Source organism: Pseudomonas sp. P5_B2 (assembly GCF_056400445.1).
The window spans coordinates 1-4,816 of the sequence record NZ_JBFULH010000315.1 but is presented as its reverse complement, the minus strand read 5'-3'; the positions used below and the strand labels follow the sequence as shown (position 1 = coordinate 4,816).

Genomic DNA, 4,816 nt, shown 5'->3' with positions numbered 1-4,816 from the left:
CTTGCCGAAGAGCGGACGCGGAGCGTCCATTGAGGCATTCCCACGCRGAGCATGGGAACGATCACCGCATAAAAAAAAACGCCCCGACCTGAGTCGGGGCGTTTTCATGTGTCGCTAACGCTTAGCGCGGGAAAGCTGGCGGGTTTACACCGGCCATGTCTTCCATCACGCGTACTACCTGGCAGCTGTAACCGAATTCGTTGTCGTACCAAACGTACAGAACAACGCGGTTGTCTTGGCTGATGGTCGCTTCAGCGTCCACAACGCCTGCGTGGCGCGAGCCAACGAAGTCGGTGGAAACCACTTCCTGCGAGTTGACGTAGTCGATTTGCTTATGCAGATCGGAGTGCAGAGCCATGTAGCGCAGGTACTCGTTCATCTCTTCGCGGGTGGCGGCTTTCTCAAGGTTCAGGTTGAGAATGGCCATCGACACGTTTGGCGTCGGAACGCGGATCGCGTTACCGGTCAACTTGCCGGCCAGCTCAGGCAGTGCCTTGGCAGCAGCAGTGGCAGCACCGGTCTCGGTGATTACCATGTTCAGCGCGGCGCTACGGCCACGGCGATCGCCTTTGTGGAAGTTGTCGATCAGGTTCTGGTCGTTGGTGTACGAGTGAACGGTTTCAACGTGACCATTAATGATGCCGAACTTGTCGTTCACAGCTTTCAGCACCGGCACGATGGCGTTGGTGGTGCAGGAAGCGGCGGAAACAATCTTGTCGTCAGCGGTGATTTCACCGTGGTTGATGCCGTGAACGATGTTCTTCAGCTTGCCTTTACCCGGCGCAGTCAGAACAACGCGGTCGATACCCGGGCAAGCCAGGTGTTGACCCAGGCCATCAGCGTCACGCCATACACCGGTGTTGTCCACCAGCAGCGCGTCTTTGATGCCGTACTGGGTGTAATCCACCTCAGTCGGGTTTTTCGCGTAGATAACCTGGATCAGGTTGCCGTTGGCGGTGATGGTGCTGTTGGCTTCATCAATGGTGATGGTGCCATCGAACGGACCATGAACCGAGTCACGACGCAGCAGGCTTGCACGCTTGACCAGATCGTTTTCGGCGCCCTTGCGGACAACGATGGCGCGCAGACGCAGGCCGTCGCCACCACCGGTTTTCTCGATCAGGATACGCGCCAGCAGACGGCCGATACGACCGAAGCCGTACAGGACAACGTCAGTGCCTTTACGAGCGGCAACGTTCTGCTGACCAACCACATCAGCCAGTTCTTCACGGACGAACTGCTCGGCAGTACGACCTTTGCCTTCGGCCTTGAACTTGACCGCAAGCTTGCCCAGGTCTACCGAAGCGGCGCCGAGCTTGAGCTCGCTCATCGCTTTGAGCAGCGGGAATGTTTCGTGGACGGACAATTCAGTGTCATCGGACTGACGATGACGAGCAAAGCGGTGAGCTTTGAGAATCGCAATGACTGAACGGTTGATCAGGCTGCGGCCATAGATCGAGCTCACCACGTTGTTATTGCGGTAGAGCTGACCGATAAGCGGAATCATCGCTTCTGCGAGTGCTTCACGGTCGATCCATTCACCAAGACACTGGTCGGGCTTCTGAGTCACGGGAACCTTCCACATGTAGGGGCAGAAAAAAGGGGCTACATTATGCCGCCGACTCCCTCCCGTAGCAATGCGCGCTTGTCGTGCGATCTGTAAGAATTTCCTGTTCAAAAAAATTACGCCCCGCTAAAGCCCAATAAAACCGGGGCTTGCAGCGCAGTCAATTTTTTGGAGATAACGCTACCTTGTCCGTAACCCTCCGAAACACCAGTTGGTTTTGCCACTACATATTCAGCAATTTTCAGTAAAAAACCGGTGGATTTTGTCTTTACCACTACATTTCGCCAAACCTGCGTAATAGACACAGTCTGCAACTGACAGGCGGCACCCGGGACCGCTACAATTACCGACTTTGTCGCAACGCTTGGAGCTCAACCTTCCGTGCCCGTTCTGCGTCTACCGCTTCTCCCTGCCGCGGCAGGTAAACAGCACTGGGGCAACCTGCCCGGTGCCGCCCTCAGCCTGGCCATCGCCGAGGCTGCCAGCGCTGCCAAACGCTTTACCCAGCTGCTGACCGCCGACAGCCAAAGTGCCGAACGGCTGGAACAGGAGCTGAGCTTCTTCGCCCCGGATTTGCCCGTATTGCATTTCCCGGACTGGGAAACCCTGCCCTACGATCTGTTTTCGCCGCACCAGGACATAATTTCCCAGCGCATCGCCGCCCTTTACAGGTTGCCGGAGCTGAGTCATGGCGTTCTGGTGGTGCCGATCACCACAGCCCTGCATCGCCTCGCCCCAACCAAATTCCTGCTGGGTAGCAGCCTGGTGCTGGACGTTGGCCAGAAGCTCGACGTTGAACAAATGCGCACCCGGCTCGAAGCCAGCGGTTATCGCTACGTCGACACGGTGTACGAGCATGGCGAGTTTACTGTTCGCGGTTCGCTGATCGATCTGTTCCCGATGGGCAGCGAACTACCGTTCCGCATCGACTTGTTCGATGACGAAATCGAGACCCTTCGTACATTCGATCCGGAAAACCAGCGCTCTATTGATAAAGTCGACACCGTCCGCTTGCTGCCCGCGCGGGAATTCCCGCTGCAAAAAGACGCGGTCACCCGCTTCAAGGCACGCTTCCGTGAGCGCTTTGATGTCGACTTCCGCCGCTGTCCGATCTTTCAGGATCTGAGCAGCGGGATTACCCCGGCCGGTATCGAGTACTACCTGCCGCTGTTCTTCGACGAAACCTCCACGCTATTCGATTACCTGCCGCAGGACACACAAGTGTTTTCCCTGCCGGGCATCGAACAGGCGGCGGAGAATTTCTGGAACGACGTGCGCAACCGCTATGAAGAGCGCCGCGTCGACCCGTCCCGTCCTTTATTGCCGCCGGCCGAATTGTTCCTGCCGGTGGAAGATTGCTTTGCCCGCCTGAAGAGCTGGCCGCGCGTGGTGGCCAGCCAACAGGACGTGGAAACCGGTGTCGGCCGCGAACGCTTCCCGGCGCGGGAACTGCCGAACCTGGCCATCGAAGCCAAGGCCACTCAGCCACTGGCGGCGCTGGCTGGTTTCCTCGACGAATTTCCCGGTCGCGTGCTGTTCACCGCCGAGTCGGCGGGCCGTCGCGAAGTGCTGCTGGAGTTGCTTGAACGCCTGAAGCTGCGACCGAAAACCGTCGACAGCTGGCCAGACTTCGTGGCGAGCAAGGAGCGCCTGGCGATCACCATCGCCCCGCTTGACGAAGGCCTGGTGCTCGACAATCCGGCCCTGGCGCTGGTGGCCGAAAGCCCGCTGTTCGGTCAACGCGTGATGCAACGCCGTCGCCGCGAAAAACGCACAGACGCCAACAACGATGCAGTGATCAAGAACCTCACCGAACTGCGCGAAGGCGCGCCGGTGGTGCACATCGATCACGGTGTCGGTCGTTACCTCGGCCTGGCAACACTGGAAATCGACGATCAAGCCGCCGAGTTCCTCACATTGCAATACGCCGAAGGCGCCAAGCTGTACGTGCCAGTGGCCAACCTGCACCTGATCGCGCGTTACACCGGCAGCGACGATGCCTTGGCCCCGCTGCACCGCCTCGGTTCCGAAACCTGGCAAAAAGCCAAACGCAAAGCCGCCGAACAGGTGCGCGATGTGGCCGCCGAGTTGCTCGACATCTACGCCCGTCGCGCCGCCCGCGAAGGCTATGCCTTCGAAGACCCGAAAGCCGACTATGCGACGTTCAGCGCTGGCTTCCCGTTCGAAGAAACCCCGGACCAGCAAACCACCATCGATGCGGTACGCGCCGACATGCTCGCGCCGAAGCCGATGGACCGACTGGTCTGCGGCGACGTCGGTTTCGGCAAGACCGAAGTGGCGATGCGCGCGGCCTTTATCGCAGTGCATGGCGGACGGCAGGTAGCGATTCTGGTGCCGACCACCTTGCTCGCCCAACAGCATTACAACAGCTTCCGCGACCGCTTTGCCGATTGGCCAGTGACCGTGGAAGTGATGAGCCGCTTCAAGTCGACCAAGGAAGTGAACGCCGCCGTCGCGGACCTCGCCGAAGGCAAGATCGACATCGTCATCGGCACGCACAAGTTGCTGCAAGATGACGTGAAGATCAAAAACCTCGGGCTGGTGATCATCGACGAAGAACACCGCTTTGGTGTGCGTCAGAAGGAACAGCTCAAGGCCCTGCGCAGCGAGGTCGACATTCTCACCCTGACCGCTACGCCGATTCCGCGCACGCTGAACATGGCGGTGTCAGGCATGCGCGACCTGTCGATCATCGCTACCCCGCCGGCCCGTCGCCTATCCGTGCGGACTTTCGTCATGGAGCAGAACAAGAGCACGGTCAAAGAGGCGCTGCTCCGTGAGTTGCTGCGTGGCGGTCAGGTTTACTACCTGCACAACGACGTGAAAACCATCGAGAAATGCGCCGCCGACCTCGCCGAACTGGTGCCGGAAGCACGGATCGGCATCGGCCATGGGCAGATGCGCGAGCGTGACCTCGAACAGGTGATGAGCGATTTCTATCACAAGCGTTTTAACGTGCTGATCGCCTCGACCATCATCGAGACCGGCATCGACGTGCCGAGCGCTAACACCATCATCATCGAACGTGCCGACAAGTTCGGCCTGGCGCAGTTGCACCAATTGCGTGGCCGCGTCGGTCGCAGTCACCACCAGGCGTATGCTTACCTGCTGACACCGCCGCGCCAGCAAATCACTCCCGACGCAGAAAAGCGTCTTGAAGCGATCGCCAATACCCAGGACCTCGGCGCAGGCTTCGTGCTGGCCACCAACGACTTGGAAATCCGTGGC

The 4,816-nt window shown here is 59.2% G+C and carries 2 protein-coding genes; one reads left to right on the top strand and one right to left on the bottom strand.

The window, feature by feature from the left end:
- Window positions 1-121: 121 nt before the first annotated feature.
- A complete protein-coding gene (locus AC1DRJ_RS19280; RefSeq protein WP_007943658.1) occupies window positions 122-1,585 on the bottom strand; it encodes a glyceraldehyde-3-phosphate dehydrogenase in 1,464 nt (487 codons plus the stop codon).
- Between the two features lie 363 nt (window positions 1,586-1,948).
- Here AC1DRJ_RS19280 and mfd point away from each other — a divergent pair.
- On the top strand, window positions 1,949-4,816 hold a 2,868-nt coding region (gene mfd / locus AC1DRJ_RS19275), incomplete at its 3' end, for a transcription-repair coupling factor (protein WP_477803551.1).

Excerpts from the sequence above, each read along its gene's own strand:
- AC1DRJ_RS19280 (WP_007943658.1), bottom strand. The coding sequence starts at position 1,585 with ATGTGGAAGGTTCCCGTGACTCAGAAGCCCGACCAGTGTCTTGGTGAA.